The organism is Corynebacterium sp. HMSC08C04, assembly GCF_001807495.1.
GTDB lineage: Bacteria > Actinomycetota > Actinomycetes > Mycobacteriales > Mycobacteriaceae > Corynebacterium > Corynebacterium simulans.
This window is the reverse complement of sequence record NZ_KV789229.1, coordinates 253,102-277,664: the sequence shown is the minus strand read 5'-3', so window position 1 is coordinate 277,664 and position 24,563 is coordinate 253,102. Positions and strand designations below refer to the sequence as shown.

Annotated in this window: 26 protein-coding genes; 11 read left to right on the top strand and 15 right to left on the bottom strand. The window is 59.4% G+C overall.

Annotation, left to right across the window (positions count from 1 at the left end; all coding sequences use genetic code 11):
* The 5 genes from ruvX to aspS all read right to left on the bottom strand — a co-directional run bounded on the left by ruvX (nt 1) and on the right by aspS (nt 8,079).
* On the bottom strand, nt 1-543 hold the full coding sequence (ruvX, locus tag HMPREF3169_RS11280; protein WP_061922754.1) for a Holliday junction resolvase RuvX: 543 nt from the start codon (nt 541-543) through the stop codon (nt 1-3).
* Between the two features lie 216 nt (nt 544-759).
* Nucleotides 760-3,447 (bottom strand): alanine--tRNA ligase, encoded by a 2,688-nt coding sequence (gene alaS, locus HMPREF3169_RS11275; RefSeq protein ID WP_070456615.1) that lies wholly within the window; start codon nt 3,445-3,447, stop codon nt 760-762.
* A gap of 91 nt (nt 3,448-3,538) precedes the next feature.
* A complete protein-coding gene (locus HMPREF3169_RS11270; protein ID WP_070456612.1) occupies nt 3,539-4,903 on the bottom strand; it encodes a replication-associated recombination protein A in 1,365 nt (454 codons plus the stop codon).
* Nucleotides 4,904-4,906: 3 nt separating this feature from the next.
* Entirely contained in the window at nt 4,907-6,076 is a 1,170-nt protein-coding gene (locus tag HMPREF3169_RS11265; RefSeq protein ID WP_070456754.1) for a phosphotransferase family protein, read from the bottom strand.
* Between the two features lie 197 nt (nt 6,077-6,273).
* Nucleotides 6,274-8,079, bottom strand: coding sequence for an aspartate--tRNA ligase (aspS, locus tag HMPREF3169_RS11260; protein WP_070456610.1), 1,806 nt, complete (start codon nt 8,077-8,079; stop codon nt 6,274-6,276).
* A gap of 196 nt (nt 8,080-8,275) precedes the next feature.
* Here aspS and HMPREF3169_RS11255 point away from each other — a divergent pair, with 196 nt between their 5' ends.
* Nucleotides 8,276-9,169: a KPN_02809 family neutral zinc metallopeptidase gene (locus HMPREF3169_RS11255; protein WP_070456607.1), complete on the top strand. Its 894-nt coding sequence runs from the start codon at nt 8,276-8,278 to the stop codon at nt 9,167-9,169.
* Nucleotides 9,170-9,343: 174 nt separating this feature from the next.
* Entirely contained in the window at nt 9,344-9,643 is a 300-nt protein-coding gene (locus tag HMPREF3169_RS11250) for a hypothetical protein (RefSeq protein WP_070456604.1), read from the top strand.
* A 10-nt stretch (nt 9,644-9,653) separates the two neighbouring features.
* Here HMPREF3169_RS11250 and HMPREF3169_RS11245 read toward each other — a convergent pair whose 3' ends face one another.
* Together HMPREF3169_RS11245 and HMPREF3169_RS11240 are read right to left on the bottom strand one after the other, a co-directional pair.
* Nucleotides 9,654-10,397 (bottom strand): DUF6891 domain-containing protein, encoded by a 744-nt coding sequence (locus tag HMPREF3169_RS11245; RefSeq protein WP_371441022.1) that lies wholly within the window; start codon nt 10,395-10,397, stop codon nt 9,654-9,656.
* A complete protein-coding gene (locus HMPREF3169_RS11240; protein WP_148132127.1) occupies nt 10,369-10,674 on the bottom strand; it encodes a hypothetical protein in 306 nt (101 codons plus the stop codon). Before HMPREF3169_RS11240 ends, HMPREF3169_RS11245 begins: the two co-directional genes overlap by 29 nt.
* Nucleotides 10,675-11,017: 343 nt before the next feature.
* Between HMPREF3169_RS11240 and relB the strand changes: the two genes are divergently transcribed.
* The 5 genes from relB to HMPREF3169_RS11215 all read left to right on the top strand — a co-directional run bounded on the left by relB (nt 11,018) and on the right by HMPREF3169_RS11215 (nt 13,649).
* Nucleotides 11,018-11,230: a type II toxin-antitoxin system RelB family antitoxin gene (gene relB / locus HMPREF3169_RS11235; RefSeq protein ID WP_070456596.1), complete on the top strand. Its 213-nt coding sequence runs from the start codon at nt 11,018-11,020 to the stop codon at nt 11,228-11,230.
* The gene (locus HMPREF3169_RS11230; RefSeq protein ID WP_070456593.1) at nt 11,230-11,511 is read left to right on the top strand and encodes a type II toxin-antitoxin system RelE family toxin; all 282 of its coding nucleotides are present in this window, start codon (nt 11,230-11,232) and stop codon (nt 11,509-11,511) included. The genes relB and HMPREF3169_RS11230 overlap by 1 nt, the downstream gene beginning before the upstream one ends.
* A gap of 78 nt (nt 11,512-11,589) precedes the next feature.
* Nucleotides 11,590-11,802, top strand: coding sequence for a hypothetical protein (locus tag HMPREF3169_RS11225; RefSeq protein WP_210387490.1), 213 nt, complete (start codon nt 11,590-11,592; stop codon nt 11,800-11,802).
* Between the two features lie 65 nt (nt 11,803-11,867).
* Nucleotides 11,868-12,980 carry an LLM class flavin-dependent oxidoreductase gene (locus tag HMPREF3169_RS11220; RefSeq protein ID WP_070456590.1) on the top strand — a complete coding sequence of 371 codons (1,113 nt, stop codon included), beginning with the start codon at nt 11,868-11,870 and terminating at the stop codon, nt 12,978-12,980.
* The gene (locus HMPREF3169_RS11215; RefSeq protein WP_070456587.1) at nt 12,981-13,649 is read left to right on the top strand and encodes an FMN reductase; all 669 of its coding nucleotides are present in this window, start codon (nt 12,981-12,983) and stop codon (nt 13,647-13,649) included. It abuts the gene before it with no gap.
* Nucleotides 13,650-13,661: 12 nt separating this feature from the next.
* Here the strand turns inward: HMPREF3169_RS11215 and HMPREF3169_RS11210 are convergent, their stop codons facing one another.
* Both HMPREF3169_RS11210 and HMPREF3169_RS11205 read right to left on the bottom strand, forming a co-directional pair.
* Nucleotides 13,662-13,844: a YbdD/YjiX family protein gene (locus HMPREF3169_RS11210; RefSeq protein ID WP_070456584.1), complete on the bottom strand. Its 183-nt coding sequence runs from the start codon at nt 13,842-13,844 to the stop codon at nt 13,662-13,664.
* Entirely contained in the window at nt 13,844-16,111 is a 2,268-nt protein-coding gene (locus HMPREF3169_RS11205; RefSeq protein WP_070456581.1) for a carbon starvation CstA family protein, read from the bottom strand. The genes HMPREF3169_RS11210 and HMPREF3169_RS11205 overlap by 1 nt, the downstream gene beginning before the upstream one ends.
* 432 nt (nt 16,112-16,543) lie before the next feature.
* Here HMPREF3169_RS11205 and HMPREF3169_RS11200 point away from each other — a divergent pair, with 432 nt between their 5' ends.
* Nucleotides 16,544-17,953: an L-serine ammonia-lyase gene (locus HMPREF3169_RS11200; protein ID WP_061922766.1), complete on the top strand. Its 1,410-nt coding sequence runs from the start codon at nt 16,544-16,546 to the stop codon at nt 17,951-17,953.
* A gap of 77 nt (nt 17,954-18,030) precedes the next feature.
* On the top strand, nt 18,031-18,609 hold the full coding sequence (locus HMPREF3169_RS11195) for a TetR/AcrR family transcriptional regulator (RefSeq protein ID WP_070456577.1): 579 nt from the start codon (nt 18,031-18,033) through the stop codon (nt 18,607-18,609).
* A gap of 93 nt (nt 18,610-18,702) precedes the next feature.
* Here the strand turns inward: HMPREF3169_RS11195 and hisS are convergent, their stop codons facing one another.
* The 3 genes from hisS to tpx form a co-directional block, all read right to left on the bottom strand.
* Nucleotides 18,703-19,983 (bottom strand): histidine--tRNA ligase, encoded by a 1,281-nt coding sequence (gene hisS / locus HMPREF3169_RS11190; protein WP_070456574.1) that lies wholly within the window; start codon nt 19,981-19,983, stop codon nt 18,703-18,705.
* Nucleotides 19,984-19,988: 5 nt separating this feature from the next.
* Entirely contained in the window at nt 19,989-20,642 is a 654-nt protein-coding gene (locus HMPREF3169_RS11185) for an MBL fold metallo-hydrolase (RefSeq protein WP_070456571.1), read from the bottom strand.
* A gap of 78 nt (nt 20,643-20,720) precedes the next feature.
* Complete coding sequence (tpx, locus tag HMPREF3169_RS11180; RefSeq protein ID WP_062040526.1) at nt 20,721-21,221, bottom strand: thiol peroxidase; 501 nt, start codon at nt 21,219-21,221, stop codon at nt 20,721-20,723.
* Nucleotides 21,222-21,374: 153 nt separating this feature from the next.
* Here tpx and HMPREF3169_RS11175 point away from each other — a divergent pair, with 153 nt between their 5' ends.
* Both HMPREF3169_RS11175 and HMPREF3169_RS11170 read left to right on the top strand, forming a co-directional pair.
* Nucleotides 21,375-22,238, top strand: coding sequence for a peptidylprolyl isomerase (locus HMPREF3169_RS11175; RefSeq protein WP_070456568.1), 864 nt, complete (start codon nt 21,375-21,377; stop codon nt 22,236-22,238).
* Nucleotides 22,239-22,535: 297 nt separating this feature from the next.
* Nucleotides 22,536-22,841: a hypothetical protein gene (locus tag HMPREF3169_RS11170; RefSeq protein ID WP_070456566.1), complete on the top strand. Its 306-nt coding sequence runs from the start codon at nt 22,536-22,538 to the stop codon at nt 22,839-22,841.
* A gap of 202 nt (nt 22,842-23,043) precedes the next feature.
* Here HMPREF3169_RS11170 and HMPREF3169_RS11165 read toward each other — a convergent pair whose 3' ends face one another.
* The 3 genes from HMPREF3169_RS11165 to HMPREF3169_RS11155 all read right to left on the bottom strand — a co-directional run bounded on the left by HMPREF3169_RS11165 (nt 23,044) and on the right by HMPREF3169_RS11155 (nt 24,550).
* Nucleotides 23,044-23,223, bottom strand: coding sequence for a hypothetical protein (locus HMPREF3169_RS11165; RefSeq protein WP_061922781.1), 180 nt, complete (start codon nt 23,221-23,223; stop codon nt 23,044-23,046).
* 87 nt (nt 23,224-23,310) lie between these two features.
* Complete coding sequence (locus tag HMPREF3169_RS11160; RefSeq protein ID WP_141741049.1) at nt 23,311-23,865, bottom strand: hypothetical protein; 555 nt, start codon at nt 23,863-23,865, stop codon at nt 23,311-23,313.
* A 100-nt stretch (nt 23,866-23,965) separates the two neighbouring features.
* Nucleotides 23,966-24,550: a DUF421 domain-containing protein gene (locus tag HMPREF3169_RS11155; protein WP_210387489.1), complete on the bottom strand. Its 585-nt coding sequence runs from the start codon at nt 24,548-24,550 to the stop codon at nt 23,966-23,968.
* Nucleotides 24,551-24,563: the final 13 nt, after the last annotated feature.

Sequence of the window (24,563 nt, the reverse complement as noted above, 5' to 3'; positions counted from 1 at the left end):
CTAGTCTCCTGCTGTTGAAGGCTCGTGGGTGGTTGCATCTGCTTGAAGCGCGTTGTTACGTGCGTCCAACCAGGATTGCAAGATTTCTACTGCGGCTGCTTGGTCGATGACTTTGCGGCCCTTTTTCTCGGATACCCCCGACGCCCGCAGCGCTGTCGTGGCGGCGACTGTGGTCAGCCGCTCGTCAGCCATGCGGACAGGTGGTTGCCCTATCGTTACATCTTTTCCCAGCCTGCGGCGGATGCGAAACGCGATTTCCTTGGCGTGTTTAACACTTTTCGAGCCGTTGCCCTGCAGATCGCGGGGCAGGCCTACTACTACCTCTACCGCTTGGTACTCGTGAATGAGCTCCAAAATGCGGTCGATATCGCCTTTATCGCGGTCTTTGAAACCGGTTTCGCGAGCGACGGTCTCGACAGGAAGCGCCAACTTGGCGTTGTTGTCAGAGACCGCGACACCGATGCGTACGGTGCCTACATCTAGCGCTAGTCGACGCCCATTTCCCGGGTCGTCCACCCCGGGAGTATCGGGTTGTACGGCCATGCTCTATGAATGTCCCTTCGCGGTTGGATGCGACGCAAAAAGTCGCAAAACGGTAACGATGACATTTAGATTCTAGTCATACTATTTGCGGCTATGGTTCGCAGGGGCATAAGTTTTAGCTTATTGGCTGTTTAAAGGCCTAATGTTTACCCCTATCGCGCAAAAATCCCCGCACCTTTTGGCTTAAAGATACGGGGAGAATTCGCGGCGAAAGAATTAGGCCTTTTCGAGTTCGTCGCGCAGGGCGTTGAACGCGGCCGAAAGGCCTTCGGCGTTAGAGCCGGAGCCTTGCGCCATGTCTGGCTTGCCGCCGCCCTTGCCGTCGATGTAGCCAGCGAGCAGCTTGACCAAGTCGCCAGCCTTGATGCCGCGCTCGATGGCAGCCTTGGTGACGCCGGCGATAAACGGCAGCTTGCCGCCCTCATTCTCGGAGGCGAGGACAACCACGCCCGGCTTGTCGCCGAGGCGGTTCTTCAGGTCGGTGGCCACGGTGCGCAGGTCGCCGCCGCTGACGTTGTTCGGCAGGCGGGTTGCCACGACGCTAAAGCCGTTGACCTCGACGGCGGAGTTGACCATCTCAGCGGTCTGGGACATCAGCTGGGCCTTGTGCAGGTCCTCGATCTGCTTCTCAGCAGCCTTGAGGCGCTCGGTCAGCTGCGCGATGCGCTCTGGAAGGTCCTCGGACTGGATCTTCAGCTCGCGGGAAACGCCCTCCACGAGTGCGGTTTCCTTTGAGTAGTAGCGGAACGCGTCCAGGCCAGAGTAGGCCTCGATGCGGCGCGCGCCGGAGCCCACGGAGGACTCGCCCAGCACGGAAACCGGGCCGATCTCCGCCGTGTTGGTGACGTGGGTGCCGCCGCATAGCTCGATCGAGAACGGGCCGCCCATCTCGACGACGCGGACCTCAGAGCCGTAGTTCTCACCGAACAGCGCCATGGCGCCCATCTGCTTCGCCTTCTCCAGCGAGGTCTCGATGGTGTTGACGGCAAAGTGGGCGTCGACAGCCTGATTGGTGATGAGAGCGATCTCCTCCAGCTGGGCCGGGGTCAGCTGCTCGGTGTAGTTGAAGTCGAAACGCAGGTAGCCCGGGCGGTTCAAGGAACCTGCCTGAACTGCGGTTGGGCCCAGCACCTTGCGCAGCGCCGCGTGGATGAGGTGGGTGGCCGAGTGCGCCTGGACTGCGCCGTGACGCCACTTCTTATCGACCTCAGCGGTCACGGAAGCACCCAGGTCGATGCCGCCGGCAGTAACGGTGGCCTTATGGACCCACAGCTTCTTGCCGATCTTCTGGACATCGCCTACCTCAAGCAGGCTCTCGCCCGCGTACAGGCGGCCGCGGTCTGCGGTCTGTCCACCGGCCTCGGCGTACAGCGGCGACTGGTCGAGGATGACCTCCACCTGCTCGCCCTCGTGGACCTCGTTGACCTTCTCGCCATCGCGAACCAGACCGATGATCTTGGCGTCGGAAGTAAGCGTCTCGTAACCGGTGAAGACGGTCGGGTTGTTATCGACCCACTCACGGTAGAGAGAAAGGTCGGCGTGGCCGTGCTTCTTGGCCTGGTTATCGGCCTTGGCGCGGCGGCGCTGCTCTCCCATCGCGTCGTTGAAGCCATCCATGTCGACCTCAAGGCCGGCCTCCTGGGCCATCTCTAGGGTGAGGTCAATTGGGAAGCCATAGGTATCGTGCAGCTCGAATGCCTTCTCGCCGGAGAGCACCTTGGTGGTTGCAGCACGCGAGGTGGACTTGAGCTCTGCGACGGCTTCGTCGAAAAGCTTAGTGCCCGACTCCAAGGTCTTGAGGAAGGCCTTCTCCTCTGCGATGGCAACGCGCAGGATGCGCTCGCGGTGCTCCGCAATTTCCGGGTAGGACGGAGTCATGGTGTCCATGATGGTGTTCATGAAGCGCTCCATGCTCGGCGCGGTAGCCCCCAGCAGGCGTGCGGAACGGATGATGCGACGCAGCAGGCGGCGCAGGATGTAGCCGCGGCCTTCGTTGCCCGGGGTAACGCCGTCCAAGATGAGCATCATGCCGGTACGGGAGTGGTCCGCGATGACGCGGAATCGGATGTTGTCCTGATCGCTTGCGCCCTCGCCGTATTTGGAACCAGAAAGCTCCTCCGCGGCGTCGATAACCGGGCGCAAAAGGTCGGTCTCGTAGACGTTGTCTACGCCCTGCAGGATGCAGGCCACGCGCTCGATGCCCATGCCGGTATCGATGTTCTTCTTCGGCAGCGGGCCCAGGATTTCGAAATTGCCCTTGCCGATGCCCTCACCGCGCTCGTTCTGCATGAAGACCAGGTTCCAGATCTCCATGTAACGGTTGTCGTCGGCCACTGGGCCACCCTCGGCGCCGTATTCCGGGCCGCGATCGTAGTAAATCTCGGAGCATGGACCGCACGGGCCAGGAATGCCCATGGACCAGTAGTTATCCTCCATGCCCAGGCGCTGGATACGCTCCTTCGGCACGCCAATCTTGTTGTGCCAGATATCGGCAGCCTCATCGTCGTCCAAGTAAACGGTAACCCACAGACGCTCCGGGTCGAGGCCGAAGCCGCCGTCTTCTACGGAGCCGGTGAGAAGGCCCCAGGCGTTTTTGATTGCGCCTTCCTTGAAATACTGGCCGAAGGAGAAGTTGCCGGCCATCTGGAAGAAGGTGTTGTGGCGGGTGGTAATACCTACTTCTTCGATGTCCAGGGTGCGCACGCATTTCTGGATCGAGGTTGCCAGGCCGTTGGGAAACGGCGGGTTCTGCTGGCCGAGGAAGTACGGCTTGAACGGAACCATGCCGGCGTTGACGAAGAGCAGGTTCGGGTCGTCCAAAATGAGCGACGCGCTGGGAACCGCCTCGTGTCCGGTTTTCACGAAGTGCTGGGTAAAGCGTTCCCGGATCTCATGAGTCTTCACGAGCTAAAAGTCCTTCACTGTTTAAGCGGTACGTAACAGCGCTCAACTTTACCCGTATCGCTTCCTAGCACGGGTATCGGGGGAGAAAACTTTAGCGCCGCTTGCCGCGGATGATGTTGCGCAGCCGCCCCAGGTAGTCATGGATGCGCTTTTCGGCACCATGTTCGGTGGGTTCGTAGTACAGCACGCCTTCCAATTCATCTGGGAGGTACTGCTGCTTAACGACGCCGCGCGGGTCATCATGCGGGTAAACATACCCCACGGCATTGCCGAGCTTTTTCGCTCCTTCGTAGTGGCCGTCGCGCAGGTGGGCCGGGACGTGACCGATGCGCCCAGCTTGCACGTCGGCTTGCGCGGCGCTGATTGCTTGGATCACTGCGTTCGACTTCGGTGCGGTGGCCAGGTGGATGGTGGCTTGGGCCAGCGGAATTCGCGCTTCCGGCATGCCGATCAATTGCGCGGCCTCGGCTGCTGCCACGGCGGTTTGCAGCGCGGAAGGGTCGGCCATGCCGATGTCTTCGGAGGCATGCACGATAAGACGGCGTGCGATAAAGCGCGGGTCCTCGCCAGCCTCAATCATGCGCGCCAGGTAGTGCAGCGCGGCATCAACATCCGAGCCGCGGATCGACTTAATGAACGCAGAGACGACGTCGTAGTGCTGGTCGCCGTCGCGGTCATAGCGCACGACGGCGCGGTTGACGTTGTCACGGATGACTTGGGCGGTCAATTCTCCACCGTCGGCCACGGCCTCGGCCGCGGCTTCCAGGTAGGTCAGCGTGCGACGGGCGTCGCCGCCGGCGAGCAGCACGAGCTGGTCGAGCGCTTCGTTGTTTGCGCTAATGCGCCCACCCAGGCCACGTTCGCTGGTGAGGGCGCGTTCGGCGAGTGCTTTCAGGGAGGCGTCGTCTAGCGGCTGCAACTGCAGCAACAACGAGCGCGAGAGCAACGGCGCCACCACGGAAAAGGAGGGGTTTTCCGTGGTCGCGGCGACGAGCAACACGGTGCGATTTTCTACTGCCGCGAGCAACGCGTCCTGCTGGGTCTTGGAAAAGCGATGCACCTCGTCGATAAACAGCACGGTGCGGCGGCCATGGATGAGTTCTTGGCGCGCCCGGGTGATGACCTCGCGCACCTGCTTGACTCCCGAATCCAAGGCGGATAAGCCCACGAAGTTTTGGCCAATCGATTTTGCGATCAGCGAGGCGATGGTGGTCTTGCCAGTACCGGGAGGGCCATACAAGATGACAGAAGCCTCGCCGGAGCCTTCGATGAGCCGGCGCAGGGGCTTCCCTTCTTCAAGTAGGTGGCCTTGACCCACAACCTCATCGAGGCTTTGCGGGCGCATCCGGGCCGCCAATGGCGAGCCGGAATGGGTGGCAAAGATTTCTTGGCCAGGCAGCGGCGCGGATGCCTCTGTCCCGCCGGGTGCTGGGCCAAACAGAAAATCTTGGCTCATGGCCTAGCCCTCACGCAGACGGCTGGCTACGGTCTGGCCAAACTGCGCAACCGGTTCGCATGCGGCGGAATCGCACTTGGCGGAATACCTCGCCAACGCCTCAAAGGTCTCGTACAAGTCGCGGCGGATGAGAGTTTCCTCTTCGCTAAATGGACCCTGGTCTGCAGGACGCAGCAAGGAATGGCGTGCGTCGTGCTCGATGCCTGCGGAGCCTTCCGAAAGAGCCACAACGCCCTCGATACCGCCGGCGTACATCGTGGTCACACTGGACAAAGCCCAGCCGATGAGCGAGGCGACGATGAGCTCGTGGAGCTCGATATCGTCCCCAAGACGCGGCCATACCTGCACCACGCGGCGCTGCCAGGCGGAGATGAAAATCTCGGCCTCTTCATCCGAAATCGGGCGCGCGAAAAGAAACTGCGGGAAGCCGGCGATGACACAGGCGACGTCGAAGCCGACACTGCGATAGCCCGCCCACTCATAATCCAAAAAGGCTAGGTTTTGGGAAACGATGACGTTATCGGGCGACAAATCAAAAGGCGTAAATGCGCGCTCGCGACCGATGGACAGCGAGCTTGCCGCCTGTTGCGCCAGCTCCACAAAGTCTGCGGGCGCCGGCAGGCCAGCATCGGCCAGGATGTCTGCTCCAATGAAGATCGAGCGCTGCAGGGATTCATCGCGCAGCGACTGATGCTCGGCGTATTCCGGGTGCTGGCGCAGCATGCGGTTGAGCAGCGTCTCGTAGTCCCGCTCGCGGTCTGCGGTACCCGCATGCATCTGGCCCAAAGAACGTCCCAGAGAACGCAGGATCTCCTTGCGGTCCTCGCCCTGTGCTTGGGTGAGAACATCGGCCAAGGTGTCGCCCTCACCGACGTCGGAAAGCACCAAAATGCGACGATCCAAATCATGGGCAAAAAGCACCGGGCCCGGGCGCACGTCCTCGCCCAAAGCGGTGGTGAACTGGTACGCCACGACCTCGCGGAGAAGCGCGGCGTCATCAATCGCATGCCCGGTAGAAGGGTTGTATTTGATGACCACGGAGCGGTGCGGCAAAAATGCCGTCGGAGTCATCCGCGCGCGCAAGACGGTGGCGTTGCCCGAACCGCCTAGGTCAGTTACCTGCGTAAACTCGGCAACCCCGCCGTAACGGCGCGAAAGCAACTCGGCGGCCATCTCCACGACCTCGTCTTGGGTATAGGCCGTGTCAGTAACGTCCGTATTCTCCGTGGTCACTTCATCTTCCTTTACTTGATCGCTGAGCTCTATGTCAGCCGCGCTCGCAGCAAAAGCGGGGCACCGCCTCATGCGGTGTGGTGAAACACTTTCCCGCAGATTCGGCCCTGCCCCGCTTTAAAAGCAAGCTTTAGCGCTTACTTCGCTGCAGCCTTTTCTTCTGACTTCTTTTCCGGTTTGAAGTCGACGCCGGTCTCCTTGCGCTGTGCGGCAGGGATCGGTGCCGGGGCGTCGGTTAGCGGATCGACGCCGCCGCCGGACTTCGGGAAAGCAATGACGTCGCGGATGGAGTCGAAGCCGCCGAGCAGGGACACGATGCGGTCCCAGCCGAATGCGATGCCGCCGTGTGGCGGTGCGCCGTACTGGAATGCGTCGAGCAGGAAGCCGAACTTCTCCTGTGCTTCTTCCTCGCCGATTCCCATGACGTCGAAGACACGCTTTTGCACATCCTGCTGGTGGATACGGATGGAACCGCCGCCGATCTCGTTGCCGTTGCAGACGATGTCATAAGCGTAAGCGGTAGCCTCGCCCGGGTTCTGGTCGAAGGTGTCGAGGTACTCCGGCTTCGGGGAGGTAAAGGCGTGGTGCACGGCCGTCCACTTGGAGTGGCCCAGGGCAACGTCACCGGATGCGGTGGCGTCGGCAGCCGGCTCGAACAGTGGTGCGTCGACGACCCAGGTAAAGGCCCAGTCGCCTTCCTTGATGAGGTCGAGCTTGCGGGCGATCTCGCCACGGGCTGCGCCGAGCAGAGCGCGGGAGGACTTAGTGTCGCCTGCGGCAAAAAAGATGGCGTCGCCAGGCTTTGCGCCCACGTGAGCGGCGATGCCCTCGCGCTCGGCGTCGGTGATGTTCTTGGCCACCGGGCCGCCCAGGGTGCCATCCTCAGCAATGGTGATGTAGGCAAGGCCCTTAGCGCCGCGCTGCTTTGCCCATTCCTGCCAAGCATCGAACTGGCGGCGCGGCTGGGATGCGCCACCTTCCATGACGACGGCACCGACGTACTCGTTCTGGAATACGCGGAAGGTGGTGTCCTTGAAGAACTCGGTGCACTCGACGATCTTGATGTCAAAGCGCAGGTCCGGCTTATCGGAGCCGTAGTACTTCATCGCATCAGCGTAGGTCATACGCGGGATCGGCGTGGTGATTTCGTAGCCGATGAGCTTCCACAGCTCGGAGACGATCTCCTCGGCTAGTGCGATGACGTCGTCCTGGTCCACGAAGGACATCTCGACGTCGAGCTGGGTGAACTCCGGCTGGCGGTCAGCGCGGAAATCCTCGTCGCGGTAGCAGCGCGCGATCTGGTAGTAGCGCTCCATGCCGGCAACCATAAGCAGCTGCTTGAACAGCTGCGGCGACTGTGGCAGGGCGTACCAGGAGCCTGGCTTCAGGCGTGCTGGGACCAGGAAGTCACGGGCGCCTTCTGGGGTGGAGCGGGTCAGGGTTGGGGTCTCGATCTCGGTGAAATCGTGTGCGTCGAGCACCTTGCGGGCTGCACGGTTTGCCGCAGAGCGCAGACGCAGCGCGTCGCCCTGGGTCTTACGGCGCAGATCCAGGTAGCGGTACTTCAGGCGCGCTTCCTCGCCGACCTCTCCAGAGGTGGATGGGTCATCGATCTGGAAAGGCAGTGCTGCGGACTTGTTGAGGACCTCGAGCTCGGTGACGTTGACCTCGATCTCGCCGGAAGGCAGGTTCGGGTTCTCGGAGCCTTCTGGACGCGGCTCGACGACGCCGGTTACCTTCACGCAGTACTCAGAGCGCAGGTCGTGTGCATGCTCTGCAACTCCGGATTCGCGGAAAACAACCTGGGCGATGCCGGATCGATCACGCAGGTCAATGAAGATAACTCCACCGTGGTCGCGACGGCGGGAAACCCAACCGGTGAGAGTAACAGTCTCGCCTGCGATGTCCTTGCGGAGCTCGCCAGCCAAATGAGTGCGCAGCACTGTTGTTCAATCCCTTCTCTATATTTCTTCTTGCAGACGCCCACGCTACGTGTAAACAGCACGCGCCGAGCGGTACAAGTCGTCAACGGCCCAAGTCTACCCTCCGAGGTATGGACAAGTTGCGATGAGCCTAGTTGTGACGCCGTTCACCCCCGCCCATGGTCGTGTATGCAGCCTTTATGGCAAGATCAAACCCATGACTTTTAAATCTGGCGCAAGTTTCGACGGCAAGCGAGCCACCACGGGTGGCCGCGGACGCGGTGGCGGTACCATCGCTGCCGGCGGCGGTATCGGTACCATCGTCCTCATTGGCTTGTTCCTGCTCATGGGCGGTAATCCCGGCGATCTAGGACAGTTGCTCGGCGCCGAAAGCAGCCAGCAGCAGGGCGAAGAAACCGGCTCCGGGCATCTCGACCATTGCAAGACGGCTGAGGACGGCAACAAGTACGACGACTGCCGCGTCGACTACACGGCTCAGTCGGTGGACGCTGTGTGGAAAGAACAGCTTCCCGTCCAAGCAGGCATCGAGTACACCGAGCCTGGCCGAGTAGTGTTCGAGAACTCCACCATGTCCGGCTGCGGCCAGGCTTCCGCGGCAACTGGCCCCTTCTACTGTCCCGCTGATCAGTCAGCGTACTTCGACGCCTCGTTCTTTGAGCAGCTCAAGAACTTCGGTGCGGAAAACGCTCCACTTGCGCAGATGTACATCGTGGCCCACGAGTTTGGCCACCACATCCAACAACTAGAGGGCACGTTGGGTCTTTCCAACTACAACCAGCCGGGTGAGGATTCCAATGCTGTGAAGATCGAGCTGCAGGCTGACTGCTACGCAGGCATCTGGGCTTTCCACGCTGACGAAGGCGACAATGCCAAGCTAGAGCAGATCACTGACGAACAGGCACAAGCCGCCATCGATACCGCCCGCGCAGTGGGTGACGATAACATCCAGCGTCGCTCCGGCGGCGAGGTTCGCCCTGACCAGTGGACTCACGGCTCCTCCGCGGACCGCGCCCAAGCGTTCATCAATGGCTACAAGTCCGGCAAGATGTCACAGTGCGACTACTTGGACCGCAACGCTTATAAGTCCTAGTGAACGCAATGCCTTACTAGCTGCTTGGCTAACTTGCGCCACAGCCCTCAGCCCGTTGCCTCATCCACCAGGATGTTGCAACGGGCTTTGCCTTTCTTATCCCTCCCATTTTCCTGTTAGCCCTTTGGGTCAGCCTAGTTGTGAACCTGCTTGATTCTGAGTGGATACAGATTCATGACTGTTGTAGTACCTCCGCAGGGCCTGCGCCGCCACGAGGACATCAGCCCGGCTGAGCGCGAGGAGTTGGTGATGGCCTACACCAAAGCTCCGTATGGGACGAAGAAGGCTGCTGCCGCCGCGGCCCGTGTGAACCCGGAATGGATTCGCAACTGGCGCGCCGCGCTTTCCGACGCCGAGCTCTACTGCGAGCGCCACTACCTCGCCGTCTTGCTCGACCTCTTCGAGGTCCGCCTCCCCCCTGGGCGACCTCGTCGCCGACTTCGGCACACTGTCATCCGAGTAATCTCATGCTGACGCGGCAGGCCTACGCCTCGTCCTCCGGCAGCGGCTTGCGCCACCTGAGGTTGAGCAACTGAATCCGCCCGCGCGGGTCGCCGTCCCACTCCACCTCGAGGTCGTGGCGTTTAAGAATGTCCACGAGGAACCGCCCCAAAGCGGCGTCCATTCGAGCCCACTCGTCCTTCCTCTCGGGGTGGCCTTTGCGCAGCTTCTCGGCGTCGACCTCACCAGCAATCGGCGGGCCCGGCGTCCACGCACCGAAGACGAGATTAAGCTCCGTCGGCTCGTACGCCAGTCCCTCGGCATCCTGCATGTGGAAGCCACACGATGCCCATTCGCGGTAGCGATACTCCCCGTCCGGCGCATCAATCGGAGTACGTTCCTCTCCAAGCAGCTCGTTACAGTCGCTGACATCGAATCCAAGGCTCATTCCCGTCACGAGCCCCTGCTCTTCCATCTCATCGAACGCAGCCTGCACCCGGTCGTAATCAGTGGGATGCTCCCACTCCGACTCCTGGGCCTTGCGTTCTATCCACACCTGCTCGGCGGTCGCGTGCGGATCATCATTGGGGTACCCGTCTTCAAGTTCGTTGTCATCCACGGCTCCGTGGACCTCGTCCAAGGTCATGAAACCGGGAAGGATCCAATGGTTGAGTTGTTGGCGCAGCGAATCTGAAATCTCAATGCCTCCACAGGATAATGAAAATCTCCCCGCTGCGCCACGACACCTGACGTGGCGATTATCCCGGCGCGCCAGCCACGCCTTCATCACCGGACGCAATCGAATACCACGTCCATGCAACGTATCCGATATAAGCGAGTGGCAGGACGAGCGGAAAGAAGAAACCAACAGCCACGCAGGCGGCAAGCCCACCGATAGCCGCTCGTCCGCCTGCTAGTTCCGATTTTGCAGCAATGAACCGTGCTGTTGCTACGGCAGCGATGAAGAAAAGGGCAACGCCGAGCACCCAATGGATTCCACTTCCAATGCCCATGATCAGCGTCACAACACCTGCACAAACCCACAGGATCTTTCGAAGACTCAAGCTAGAACCCACCTACTTCTTAGGGGCAGTCGTTACCTGCCGCTGAAATGCCCACGGCAATACATGACGAAATTAGTCGCTTGAGCATAGCGATTTCCTTTCAATCGGAGATTGTGGTGATCGGTATGGGTCTGAACCCGCTCGCAAGTTAGCACAGACTTCATGATGTGTCTTGGAACCTTTTAAAACCATCGGACACCTTCACCTGAATGTCGCCCAGCAGCGATGGTACAAGCGACCTATGCATCCCAATTGTGAGCACATCGAGGCAGAGAACACCGTTGCCACATTCCCGATGGGTGAATACAATGTATTCAAATCGTTAACGAGAAGGAAGAATCTAATGACAACTATGACCGTACGCATGAGCAACGAAGACGCCGAGCTCGTCCGCAAGTATGTCGGATTCGAAGGCACAACGATCTCGGAATTCGCCCGAAGCGCAATGCTGGAGAAAATCGAAGATCATGCCGACCTTCAGGAACTTCGAGCCACCATCGAAGCCGATGACGGACAGCGTTTTAGCATCAATGATGTTCTCGAAGAGCTTGATTAATGTCAGCCAACAGCCCTAGCTACAGCGTTGAGCTCACCGCCTCGGCTCGGAAACAACTCAAAAAGATGGACCGATTCGATGCCAAGCTTCTGCTCACTTGGATGAAAACCCATCTCGAAGGCTGTGCCGAGCCGCGTGCTTTCGGCAAAGGCCTCACGGGTGATCGATCTGGCGAATGGCGCTACCGTGTCGGCGCTTATCGAATCCTCACGCTCATTCAAGAATCAACCATCACGATCGAGGTTTTTGCTGTTGGAAGGCGCGACACGATCTATCGCTAACCGAAACATAAGAAGCGAGCCCCAGACCTTCTCAGCCTAGGGCTCGCTTTCGGTTGAGCTCAGAGCGCACGTAAGGTTTTGGAACCCACCGAAGCAAGTGACCGTGCTGCTTTCTTTCCCCGCACAGCCACTGCACAAGAAGCACTCGATGCTCTGACCGAATCAGCGAAGTACGGTACGCATACTTGCGCGCTAATTTTTACAGAAGATGGCGCAAAGAATGAGCGCCCGCTGGGCATCGCCACTCCCGCTGACCTCGTAGGTTTGGTCGATGCGCTGGAGTGGGAATAAAGCTCACCCCCTCCATGTTGACACGTCATATAAAATCGTTGGCGAACACACCTTAAGGACTTCATATGCAATTCGGCATCTTCACCATCGGTGATGTCACCGCGGACCCAACCAAAGGCACCATCCCCAGCGAGGCCGAGCGCATTCGCAATATGACAGAGATTGCGCTCAAGGCCGAGGAGGTTGGCCTCGACGTCTTTGCCACCGGCGAGCACCACAACCCGCCCTTCGTACCCTCCTCACCGACGACACACCTGGCATATATCGCCGCACAGACAAAGAACCTGCAGCTATCCACCTCCACAACGCTTATCACCACCAATGACCCGGTAAAGATCGCCGAGGACTATGCCTTCCTGCAGCACCTTTCCGGCGGCCGCGTAGATCTCATGATGGGCCGCGGCAACACGGGCCCGGTTTATCCGTGGTTTGGCAAGGATATCCGCGAAGGCATCCCACTGGCGGTGGAGAACTATCACTTGCTGCGCCGGCTGTGGCGCGAGCCGGTGGTTAATTGGACAGGCAAGTACCGAACGCCTCTTCAGGGGTATACGTCTACCCCGGCGCCCCTTGACGGCGTGCCGCCTTTTGTCTGGCACGGCTCCATCCGCTCGGTGCAGATTGCCGAGCAGGCCGCCTTCTACGGCGATGGCTTCTTCCACAACAACATCTTCTGGAACAAGGAGCACACCGCGAAGATGGTGGACATTTACCGCCGCCGCTTCGAGTCCTACGGTCACGGCCGAGCGGATCAGGCCATCGTGGGCTTGGGCGGCCAGGTCTTCATCGGCGAGACCGAAGCCGAGGCGAAGAAGTTCTTCCGCCCCTACTTCGATAACGCACCGGTGTACGGCCACGGCCCTTCCCTGGAGGAGTTCACCGCGCGGACGCCGCTGACTGTAGGCACGGTGGAGCAGGTCATCGAGCGCACCATGCAGTTTGCCGATTGGGTGGGCGATTACCAGCGCCAGCTTTTCCTCATCGATCACGCGGGCCTGCCGCAGGAGGTAGTGCTGAAACAGATTGAAATCTTAGGCACCCAGGTGGTTCCGGAGCTGCGCCGCCGCATGGAGGCCCGCCGCCCGGAGCATGTGCCTTCAAATCCGCCTACCCACGCAAGTCTGAAGGCCAACCCCGCCGCACCCCATTTCAAGGTCAACCCCGGAGAGGAGAACTAGATGCGTTCACTGGTCGTTGTTACCGCAGGGCTATCCACGCCGTCATCAACGCGCGCGCTTGCCGACGCCCTCTCCCAGGCCGTGTGCTCCCAGGTCGGCGCCCGAGGCGAAGGCGTGGAGACCACCATGATTGAACTCCGTGAGCTTGCCACCGAGCTCGCCGAGGCCATGACGAACTGGGGCGCCACCACTCCCCGCCTAGATGAGGCAAAGCGCGCACTATCGACGGCGAGCGCACTGATTGCGGTGACCCCGATTTTCCAGGGCAGCTACTCGGGCCTTTTCAAGCTCTTCTTCGACACACTCGATCCGCACGCCTTGGAGCACCTGCCCACAGCGATTGCGGCCACGGGCGGGTCTTCGCGGCACGCGTTGGTGCTCGACTATGCGTTGCGTCCGCTGTTTAACTACCTGCATGCCACAGTGATCCCCACCGGCGTCTTCCAAGCCACCGAAGACTTCGGCACCGTAGAAGGTACACGCAACGCCCAGCGCATCGAGCGCGCGGCCAAAGAGCTTGCCGATCTCATCGTGGCTCCCACCGACCGCGTCGCAGGACTTGCCGCCCCGAACTTGGCAGAGCCTTCCCCACGTCCCACCGGATTGGACGTGGAAGAAGAGTTCACGCCGTTTAGCGCGCTGCTGAAAGGCCACGACGGCACCGCCTAGCCACAGCGTCATCTAGCAGCACCGCGCACCGGGGTTGGCATCCTGCTCGGCGTAGCGGGCACGCCAATATTCGCGCTCGGTTGGAATCGCGGCGTCGGGATGATGCGCTTTAAGGTGAGCGCAGTACTTCGCGTAGGCGTGATCGCCCATGAGCTCGCCGACGTACCAGGTGATTCTCTTAAACGCACTAATCACTAATGACCCCCGGTTTCTTCGAAGCTCATGTTGTACTGCGAGGCTACTTCCTTCTCCCGCTTGGTCGGCATCATTCCACGAGGCAGGAACAGCGTGGACGGGATGTCCTCGGTCTCCGAATCCGCTGGCTCGATACCGGCTACGCGCTGCTTGACCGCCTTGATACACGACACCACTGCCGCCCCAATAACGGCTAGGACGAGCACGGCGAAGAGGATAGATAGACAGCCTTGGATGAAGGTATTGCGCACCACTGCGTCAATTTCTTCGACGGACTTTGCAGACCCGAACTCGCTAAGCCCCTGAGCCGCGGCGTTTTTGAAACGCGCGTGGTTAGCCCAGTAGCCGATGGTCGGATCGGAGCTGAAGATCTTCTGCCAGGACGCGGTCATGGTCACGATGAGGTCCCAGGCCAGCGGGATAAGCGGAATCCAGACCCACTTATAAAGGCCCTTCTTGATCACCACGACCACGACGAGTGCGAGCGCCATCGCAGCTAACAGCTGGTTCGCGATGCCGAAGAGCGGGAAGAGCACGTTGATGCCGCCTAGCGGATCGGTAACGCCCATGATGAGGATGGCACCCCACAGCGCACAGACGATGAAAGTAGAAAGGTAGGTGCCGAGCTTCCAGCTTTGGTCGCGGAACTTGCCCAGGCCCGGGATGCCGCCCAAGGAGTCGGACATCATAAAGCGTGCCACGCGGGTGCCAGCGTCCACCGTGGTGAGGATAAACAGCGCCTCGAACATGATGGCAAAGTGGTACCAGAAAGCCTGCATGGCTGGATTGCCCAGCATCTGCGTCATGATTTCGGACATGCCATAAGCCAGCGTTGGCGCGCCGCCGGTGCGGGAAACGATGGACTCCTCGCCCACCGCCTGGGCTGCGGCGGTTAGCTGCTCGGCGGTGATGCCTGCGCCCGGCAGGTTGAGGGTGCCCACGAAATCCGCCGCACCTTCCGCAGTGCCTTGCGTCTTCGGCGCTGGGGAGTTCATGGCGAAGTACATGTGGCGATCAATGATGACCGCGGAGATAAGCGCCATGACCGCGACGAAGGACTCCATGATCATGCCGCCGTAACCGATGGCACGCATGTGGGATTCCTTCTCAATGAGCTTTGGCGTGGTACCCGAGGAGATCAGCGCGTGGAAGCCAGAAAGTGCGCCGCACGCAATGGTGATAAACAGGAACGGAAAGAGGTTGCCGGAGAAGACTGGGCCATTTCCGTCCGTGGCGAAGCTGGTCACTGTCGGCATGTGCACGGACGGGCGCTCAATCACGATGGCGATGGCAAGCAGCGCGATGACGCCAATCTTCATGAAGGTAGACAGGTAGTCACGCGGGGCAAGCAGCAGCCAGACCGGCAGGATAGCTGCCACGATGCCATAGCCAATGATGGCAAAGGCTAAGGTCTCCTTGGACCAGGTAAACATGCTGGCACCGAGCTCAGTATCAGAGACCCAACCGCCGCCGATGATGGCGGCAAGCAGCAGGATGACGCCAATGACGGAGACCTCAGAGACCTTGCCAGGGCGGATGTAGCGCAGGTAGAGGCCCATGAACAAAGCGATGGGGATGGTCATCGTGATGGAGAAGACGCCCCACGGCGAATCCGCCAAAGCGTTGACCACGATGAGCGCCAGCACTGCGATGATGATGATCATGATGGCGACGGTGGCGATGATGCCCGCGATGCCTCCAATTTTACCCATCTCATCGTTGATCATTTGGCCCAGCGAGCGGCCCTTGCGCCGCGTGGAAACCCACAACACCAGGTAATCCTGTACCGCGCCCGCAAAGACGACGCCGAGGACGATCCATAGTGTGCCCGGGAGATAGCCCATCTGCGCCGCCATGACCGGGCCGACAAGCGGGCCCGCGCCGGCAATAGCGGCGAAGTGGTGGCCAAAGAGCACGCGGCGATCGGTAGGCAGGAAGTCCTTACCGTCGTTGGCGTACTCGGCAGGAGTCGCACGACTATTGCGCGGCTTTACCACCTGGTACTCAATAAGGCGTGCGTACAGGGTATATCCGATAATGTAGGAGCCAACGGCGGCTAGGACCAACCAGACGGAGTTGATGGTCTCACCGCGGTGGAGAGCGAGCACTCCCCAACCGGCAGACGCAGCGATAGCGGCAATCAAAATGACGATCTTCTCAACGTTGCCGATGACCTTTTCCGGCTTTACGTCGATGGGCTGTGCCTGGCCGTCGACTTCAACAAATTCGATGTCGGACCGCGGTTCGGGTCCGGTCTTGATACTCACGATAATCTCCCGAGGAATCAGACAGAGCAGATGAAAGAACTTTTATCCAGCCACAGTTGTTAGGCACGCTGAATTGCTTAACTATTGTGAACCGAGATACTAATCAGTATTCATTGTGTGCAAAGGTCACACAATAAAATTCAATAATTTCTATCGGCTTATCCCCAAAAATCGCTTGACCTTGGTCACACCCACCCCGAGGGGTTAACAACGCTGCCTCCACGTAGTGAACTACTGCCAAAGCGGTAACATGGAGAAACTGTATGCGCGGCCTTCCGGAAAAAGTCCTCGTCACAGAGAATTTCGGCCGCAGCAAGATCGCAATTAACACGGGTTTAGCCACAGCCTGCCCCCTAGAAATACTCCCCCCACCTACCCCCAATTTAATTTCCAAACTCACAAAGCAAACTCACAAAGGAGGCACCGCCCAGCATGGCAATCAGCGTCACCGACATTTTCTCCATCGGCATTGGCCCATCTTCCTCGCACACCGTCGGCCCAATGCGCGCGGCCCTTGCGTTCCTGAAAACGCTGCCGGAGCATCCAGCCAAGGTGCACACCGAGCTGCGGGGCTCGCTTTCGCTGACTGGCCGCGGCCACGGCACCGACCGCGCGGTGATTCTGGGCTTGGCCGGCTGGGATCCGCTGACCGTCCCGGTTGACGCGGAACCGCGTTCCGATCAGCCCATTCCGAGCAAAGGCATGACCGACGGCCCGCTGGGCGCGATGGAATATTCCATCGAGTTCAACAACGAGCCGGTCCCCGAGCACCCGAATTGCCTCATCTTCGATGCCTGGGATGCAGAGGGCAACCTACTGGCCGAGCACGCCGAGTACTTCTCCGTCGGCGGCGGATTCATTCTCTCCCGCGCGGAACTCGACGCAGAGGTGGCAGCCTCCGCCGAGGTACCTGCCGGCATGGCAGCGGCCGAATCCACCGACGATGTTCCTTACCCATTCACCACGGGCGAGCAATTGCTGGCGCTGTGCGAGAAGCACGATTTGAAGATCTGGGAGATTGTCGCCGCCAACCAGGAAGCGCTCCATAAAGAAGACGGCGGCCTCGAATACGTCTACGCGCACCTGGACTTGGTGTGGGACATCATGCGCGAGTGCGTCACCGACGGCATCTCCACCTCCGGCATCTTGCCGGGCGGCCTGCAGGTCCCACGCCGCGCGCCGGGCATGTACAAACAGCTGATGGAAGGCCACGACGATAAGACCTGCGGCTTTTCCGCTATGGAGTGGGTCAACCTGTTTGCGCTCGCCGTCAACGAGCAAAATGCCGCCGGCGGCCGGGTCATCACGGCCCCAACGAACGGCGCCTGCGGCATCATTCCCGCGGTGTTGCACTATGCCCGCGACTTCAAGCCGAACTTCACCCGCGATTCCGCCCGCCGCTACTTGCTTACCGCGGGTGCCATCGGCATGATCATCAAGCACAACGCCTCGATTTCGGGCGCCGAGGTGGGCTGTCAGGGCGAGGTAGGCTCGGCGTCGTCAATGGCGGCGGCCGGCATGGCTGAACTGCTAGGCGCAACGCCGGCGCAGATCGAAAATGCAGCCGAGATTGCGCTGGAACACAACCTCGGCCTTACCTGCGACCCAGTCGGCGGCCTCGTGCAGATTCCGTGCATCGAGCGCAACGCCATCGGCGCGGTCAAGTCCATCAACGCCGCGCGCCTGGCGCGCATGGGCCAAGGCACGCACCACGTTTCTCTCGACGCCGCCGTGCAGACGATGGCCGATACCGGCCGCGACATGCTGGCGAAGTACAAGGAGACCTCCATTGGCGGCCTCGCGAAGACGCTAGGCTTCGCCGTCACGCAGGTGGAGTGCTAGTGCAAAAGCCTTGTGTGGCAAAAGGTAGTCTTATCGCTAACGCACAGACTCTAACCTAGAAAGCGATACCTACCTCCATGCGAGCCGATGCATTACGCCGCCGAATAGCCATCATCGAGGCGGCATGTGCCATGTTTAAACGCCATGGCAACTCGGTCTCCCTTGAAAAGATTGCCCAGGAAGCAGGCGTGGGCGTCGCCACGCTCTACCGCAACTTCCCGGACCGTGAACGATTGATTCACGCGTGCGCGGAACACATGAGCGACGATTTTCTGGTCTTCCAAAATCGCTTGATTAAAGGCTTCGAATCCGATCCTTCGGACGCGGAAAACTTCGTCCTGGACTATGCTCTCAAGCTCACGGACATGGGTTTGACCAGCCTCATCCCCTCCTTCGTGCCGGAGGACTTAGATACCCTGCCGGAAGACTTGAAGTTGAAGCGCGACGCGTTGCAGGAAAACGGCGAAAGGTTCATCGAGCTCGGAAAGCAGCACGGCGTAATTGGCCCAGGCGTGGGGCACCTCGACTTCGTGGTAGGAATCTTGACGCTGGTGCGCCCCAGGAAGGTGCATGTGGAGAGCTACGTGCCCGATATCCAAAAGCGTATGCTGCGCATCTACTTGGCAGGCATCAAAAGCGGCATGGCGAACGCATAGTAGCAAAACAAAAGGCGCCTTCACTCCCCAACCGATATGTGGGAAGGAAAGCGCCTTTGGCATCTCAGCGAGATGCCCTTTGACGTCGTTGGCTTAATTCAGCTGGCCGCGCAGGTGCTCAACGAGCGCGTCAATGGCGACGTCGCTTTGCTCATGCGCGGCAAGGTCCTTGACCGCCACGACGCCGTTTTCAAGCTCCTGCTCGCCCAGAACAAGCGCGAAACGAGCGCCGGCACGATCCGCGCCCTTCATAGCGCCCTTAAGACCGCGGTCTCCGAAGGACATGTCAGCGGAGATGCCGGCGTTGCGCAGGTCGTTGACAATGCCTGCCATGCGGCGCTTAGCATCGGCGCCCAGTGCCACGCCGAAGACCTCAACGCGCTGGTCGACGCCGTCGAGCTGGATGCCCTCAGCCTCCAGAGCCAAGATGGTGCGGTCGACGCCGAGGCCGTAGCCGATGCCGGAAAGCTCCTGGCCTCCCAGCTGAGACATCAGGCCGTCGTAGCGGCCGCCTCCACCGATGCCGGACTGCGCGCCGAGCAACGGGTGCACGAACTCGAAACAGGTCTTGGTGTAGTAATCCAAGCCGCGGACCATGCGCGGATTGATGGTGTACTCGATGCCCATGTCATCGAGCAGGCCGGTGACCGTCTCGAAATGCTCACGGCACTCGTCGTTTAGGTGATCGAGCATCAGCGGGGCGTCGGCAAGCTGCTCCTGGACCTCAGAATGCTTGTCATCGAGGACACGCAGCGGGTTGAGCTCCGCGCGCTTGCGGGTTTCCTCATCCAAGTCGAGCTTGAACAGGAACTCCTGCAGCTTCTCGCGGTAAGCCGGGCGGCAGTTCTGGTCACCCAAGCTGGTCAGCTCGAGACGGAATTGGCTCAACCCGAGGGAACGGAAGGAGCGATCTGCCAGGGCGATGACCTCTGCGTCGAGCGCGGGATCGTCAACGCCGATGGCCTCGACGCCGACCTGCTGAAGCTGGCGGTAGCGGCCAGCCTGCGGGCGCTCGTAGCGGAAGAAAGGTCCGAAGTAGTTGAGCTTGACCGGCAGCTGGCCGCGGTCAAGGTTGTGCTCAATGACCGAACGCATAACGCCTGCGGTACCTTCTGGGCGCAGGGTTACCGAGCGGTCGCCGCGATCTGCGAAGGTGTACATCTCCTTGGAGACCACATCGGTGGATTCACCAACACCGCGCGCGAAAAGCGTGGTGTCTTCGAAGATCGGAAGCTCGATGTGCTGGAAGCCGGAGAGATGAGCCTGATGGACCAGGTTCTCACGCACCTTGTAGAAGGTCGCCGATTGCGGCGGAATGTAGTCCGGGACTCCCTTGGGAGCGGACAGGGCCTTAAACTGCTTCTTATCACTCACGCGTATCAGAGTACATCCCGTAGCGTGGCCAAGAATGGATTAGTTGCCCTTTCGGCGCCCATCGTGGTGGTTGCGCCGTGTCCGGGCAGGACAGCGAGCTTGTCATCAAGCCTCCAGACAGGCCCGGCAAGCGAGAACTGCATCGCGCTTGGGTCAGAGTGCTCCAAGTCGGTGCGCCCGATGGAACCTTTGAAAAGGACGTCGCCGGAAAGCACGAATTCCTCGGCAATAATAAGGACAGAGCCCGGCGAATGGCCTGGGGCGTGCTCGATGCGGAACTCGTAGCCGATGAGTTCCAAGGTCTTGCCGCCGTGGAGCTCGCGAAGATCGTCGATGGCGAGCATATTCGCGGCGTCGAAAAGCAGCTGCGATTCCGGTGAGACCCCGGAACCGTCAACTAGCATGAACGCGTCCTTGGGATGGATGTACACCGGAAGGTTAAGCTGCTTGGCAAGGTCACCTGCCTCGCGGGTGTGGTCGAGGTGGCCATGGGTCAAGACGATAGCTTCGAAGTTAAGGCCATGCTCTTTACCCAAGTCGAGAACACGCTGCATCGCATGCATGCCTGGGTCAACCACGAAAGCGCGGGAGCCATTGGCTACCACATAGGTATTGGTCTTGTAGGGCCCAGCTGCGAAACCTAAAACGCTCAAAGTCATAAAATGCAGTCTAGCGCCCGCCCCCAATGCAGTGGGGCCAGGCGCTAGATGAGATTTAGTGAGCTTTTACTCGCCGAATTACTTGCCCAATGCCTCGATCGCAGCGTCGTAGTTCGGCTCGGTGGTGACTTCATCAACGAGCTCGGTGTAGATGACCTTGTGCTCTTCATCGGTGACAACAACGGAGCGAGCCAGCAGGCCCTTCAGCGGGGAGCCCTGCAGGGTAACGCCCAGCTTCTCGCCGAAGTCAGAGCGGAAGTCGGAAGCGCTAACGACGTTCTCGATGCCCTCTGCTGCACAGAAGCGCTCCTGCGCGAATGGCAGGTCACGGGACACGGACAACACGACGGTGTTGTCTAGGCCGGCAGCCTTCTCGTTGAAGGAACGCAACTGCGCTGCACACACGCCGGTGTCTACGGACGGGAACAAGGAGATAACCAGGCGCTTGCCCTCGAAGTCCTTGTTGGTTACCTCGGAAAGATCGGTGCCGACGAGCGTGAACTCTGGCAGCTTCTGCCCTACCTCAGGTAGGTTTCCGGCGATTTCGGTTTCGTTTCCATTGAATTTAACGTGAGCCATGGCGCCCCACCCTACTGAAGGATTGCCTGGCGTGCCACGACGGGCAAATACGATCCGTTGGGCCAGACGGGCTAGACTCTGTCAGGTATAGCTCGAGCCCACTGGCTTAGAAGCTAGCGTTTAACTCGAAATCCATCGCCAAAGGACCATTAAATGCCCAACAACAAACAGCGTGGCGAAGAAGCGCTAAACCAGCTCGACCGTGAGCTCAAGGCCCGTGACCGCAAGGAAAAGACCCGCCCTCTGGGCGTCGTCGCGGCCTCGCTCGTAGTTATCCTCGCCTTGGTCGGCGGCATCTACTTCTTCGCCACCCGCGATAATTCCGATGAGAAGGTCGTGGCCGAAGAATCCAGCGCCGCAGAGACCACTGCTCAGGACACCCCGGATGCCAAGCCACTGTCCGGCAAGCGTGCTGAGGCACTGCCTGCGAGCGTGCAGTGCACCTACGAAAAGGACGGCCAGGATGCCAACGGTGCGAAGGTTCCGGACGGCAAGGATGTCTCCACCAAGGGAACGGTGAAGGTTAACTTCGCTACCAACAAGGGCGACATCGAAATGGAGCTCGACCGCGCTAAGGCTCCGTGTGCCGTCAACGCAATTTCGGACCTGGCGGATCAGGGCTACTATGACGACACCATCTGCCACCGCATGACCTCCGGCGTCTTGAGCGTCCTGCAGTGCGGTGACCCAACCGGCACCGGCTCCGGCGGCCCTGGTTTTAGATTCGCCAACGAGTACCCAACCGACGAGACTGATGAAGCTGACACCAAGAACCCGGTGACCTACCCGAAAGGCTCCATCGCCCTGGCCAACTCCGGCGTGGACACCAATGGCTCCCAGTTCTTCGTCAACTACGCCGACTCCATGCTCACGCCTGAGTACACCTACTTCGGCGACCTGACCGACAAGGGCCAGGAGACCATGGACAAGATCGCCAAGATCGGCGTCGAAGGCGGTGCCTCCGACGGCAAGCCGGCCGAGGAAATCAAGATCAAGAAGGCGTCTGTCGAAGCCTAAGCGCCGACAAATAGATGTCCTTTCGTCTCCCCCTGGGCACCCCTGATGGGTATGCCCAGGGGGCTTCGTCTTACATGCACCTTTTTCAGAGGTAGCTGAGATTTTCTTATGCGTGCGCAGGCCTTTTCACAAAATAGGCTCAATCATCTAGTGCATTTTTCCTATTTCTCCTGCACACAACAATCCTCCAGATACTTCACAGGATGAACTTTTTCGCTTTATCGGTTGCATATCTTCAGGGCCGGAACTAACATTCGTGGGGTCTTTGAAATTCCCAAACTCCTAAGGATTGAACACATGAAGTTCTTCTCCCGTAAGGCACTGGTTGCAGCAGCTGCAGCCGCTACCATCTCCTTCGGCGGCGCTGGCGCTGCTATGGCTGCAACCCCAGCCGCACCTACTTCCACTACCACAACGGCTGCTCCTACTACTACTCAAACCCCTACGGAGACCAAGACCCCTGAAAAGGAAGGTTCCTCTTCCTCTTCCTCCGACGATTTCACGGCAAAGGACGTCAAGGAGTGGATCGGCGTTGCCACCGCAGTCATCACCGCCCTCGGCGCACTGTTCGGCTTCGTCAACAAGTACTTCAAGATCTTCTAAACTCGATCCGAAGATCTAGAACAACCGCTCACCATTTGGTGGGCGGTTTTCTTATGCCTGACCTGCTGTGGTTTCAGTGATGCACCGGACGGTTTCAGCTAAGCACCGATGCCAGAGAACGCATCACGCGCAAAACTAAACCCTCGATGCAAACAACGGCATCGAGGGAATTCCTATTTGAGTGCTCCTCAATAAAGCTCTGCTAGCGCACAATTCGTCGAATACCGAACACGCCCAAGACTTTCTCCCACCAGGGAAGGTTACGTGGCTCATTCAAACGCTGCATGTATGCCTTCATGAAGAAATGTGCCTCTTCCAGCGCTTCAAACTCTTCGTCAGAAATCGCCTGAGAATTCTGAGCAGACCTATCTGCAATCGTCATGGCACGTCCCTCCTCTTTCGGTGCCCTTAACCTTACATCGCTGATACAGCGTAATCCACCCTTTTTCCTGGGTAAAGATTGAGGCGTTTACGCTTCCTCACTAGATTCCGTCGTCGAGTGCTCACGCTCTACACCATTCTCATAATTCTCCTTGATGTATTCCGATATTGCTTGGACAAACGTCTCGTCTTCATCGGAGCGATCAGACATTGTCACGAGCGTTGGCAACAACTGCCATCCTGCTCGACGCTTTCTTTCGTCGCTATCAAGAGTTAGATTCATTGCCCACTCGATTCTGTTGTAGTAGGCATCGCGCCTATCTGAACTTTGTTTTTGCTTGAACGAACGCCAGGCGATTACGAGACCTACAACAGCAACAATTGCGTTCGGAATCGCCCCACGGTAATTCACGAGCTTTAAAATGACATCTTTCCACTCGTCACCCGTAAGCCACCAAGTCAGAAGGAATGCTGCAGCAACTCCGATGATAACAATGACGAGCAATATGCAAAGTGCGCCAGGCAAGGAAACAGACCACCCTATAAGCCTGTCTCGAGTCTTCAGCGATCGATCCTGACTCTTCGGTGTCATTGGCTCCGCCATCTGCGTGTTAGGGGGTTCTTCCTCATTAGTGTCGCTCATCAGAAGAAAGAATATTCGAAAAAGATTAAGTTGTCAGAAGTCCGGAGCTTTTATCAGAGCTTTCCAGGTAGCTTGGCATTACGAACAGCCCAATGCACAGCTACTTCTCCCCTGGTTTGTCGTCCATGCCCTCGATGAGCTCAGCGCCGAGGATGTCGCGGAAGAGGTCCGGGTCGACGAATTGGCCGATTTTGATGACGGAAATTTGGCCGGTGGGTTCGAGGATCATCATCTGGACATCGCCGCGGCGGCCGAGTCCGGCTTTGCGGGTTGCGGAATTTACGTCGCTGACGGTGATGTGAGCAAAGTGCATGTTGTCTTCGAGCAGCTCGCCGTTGTAGACCAGCAGCACGGGACGGCGGTCAAGGTAGCGGGACCAGCCAATGTAGCGGCGGATGGTGCCGAAGGCAGCCTCTAAAACCATGAGCGTTAGAAGGCCGATGACGCCGGCGGCAAGGGTAGGTGGATTGCCCACGATGACACGGCCGGCCACGGCACCGAACATAATGATGATGACCGCATCGGAGGCAGTCATCGACGTCAGCACGCGGGTGCCAAAGAGCTTGACCAGAATCATAAAGGCCAAGTAGATACCGATGGTGGCAAGTAAGACCACAGGGATTCGGTGTAGCTCAATGCCTAATTGATAAGCCGACTCACGCCCGAATAAATCCACAATATCCACGTCAAACTACTCT